The organism is Streptococcus mitis (assembly GCF_019929545.1).
Lineage (GTDB): Bacteria > Bacillota > Bacilli > Lactobacillales > Streptococcaceae > Streptococcus > Streptococcus mitis_BU.
Window position 1 is genome coordinate 1 of sequence record NZ_JAHZPT010000061.1, and the last position, 1118, is coordinate 1118.

General features: G+C 37.7%; 1 pseudogene. It reads right to left on the reverse strand.

The annotated features are described in order from the left end of the window. Window positions 1-101: 101 nt before the first annotated feature. A pseudogene (locus K1I71_RS09490) lies at window positions 102-892 on the reverse strand (S24 family peptidase). Between the last annotated feature and the right edge of the window lie 226 nt (window positions 893-1118).

The window sequence follows — 1118 nt, forward strand, 5'->3', positions numbered from 1 at the left end:
TAATAACCTCATCTTATGATAAGGCTATTATCTCATATTTTGGTGTCCATTGGATAGGTTTTTAGAGGTGCCCTATTGTATTATCCATCGGTCTACCTCGTTTAATTCCTATATAAATCAACGACTTCCCCGATAATTCGGAAGTCTGTTTCTGGTGTGATTGGCATATCTTTGTAATCAGGGTTCAAGCTATGTAGATAGGCTTGTTCTGTATCAATAACCAGTTGCTTGATATATGCCTCTCCGTTGTAGTTAAACACTCCGATAACACCATCATTCAAATCAACACTTGTCTGGATAAACACTAGGTCGCCATCATGATAATCAGGCTCCATGGAGTCACCTTTAATCGGAATAACAAAGTCGGCATCGACATCCACTGGCAACTCAATCCGCTCCACTCGTACATCGTTCAAATACTGTCCAGTACCAGCAGAAGCAGCGTGGTCGTAGTAGTCGTAACCATAGAGTTGAACAATTTTCTCTGATACTTCGTTTTATCTTCATTTTTTTGCTCATCTAGTTGCCTCTCGGCATAGGTTAGGACTTTGCCTTGTCTAGGCGGTGCTAGTTGGTCGTAGATTGATTGGATTGGGGAATCAGTAGGGAACGGGATAGGAGTGACTTCGATAGCTGAATCTTCACTTACAAACCTTGGGTCTAAAGTTGATTTTAATACTCCAAAATAATCAGCTATCTTTTGTACATTTCCGGGTATAGGCAAAGAAGTTCCTTTAACATAACCCGTTAAAGTGCTAGCAGGTATACCTGTCGCTCTGGACAATTCAACTTGCTTACAATTCCTATCCGACAAAATCGTATTAAGATTTGCGGAAAAGATTTTCATATCCTCTTTGTCTTGAGGGGTTAACTTTCCTCGTCCTCTGGCCATTATTTTTCTCCTTTTGTCTTTTACTATATAATAACGCTCATTTTCGTATTTGTAAATAAAAAATTCGAAAAAAATACGAAAAAATTCTAAAAAAGCATTAACATACGATTTAATTCGTAGTATAATTAAATCAAGCTTAAGGAAATAACAAAAGGGCACCTCTAAAAACTCCACTCTTATCACAAAAGAAAAAATCAACTGTATGTGTCTCATTTAGTTGGCACAT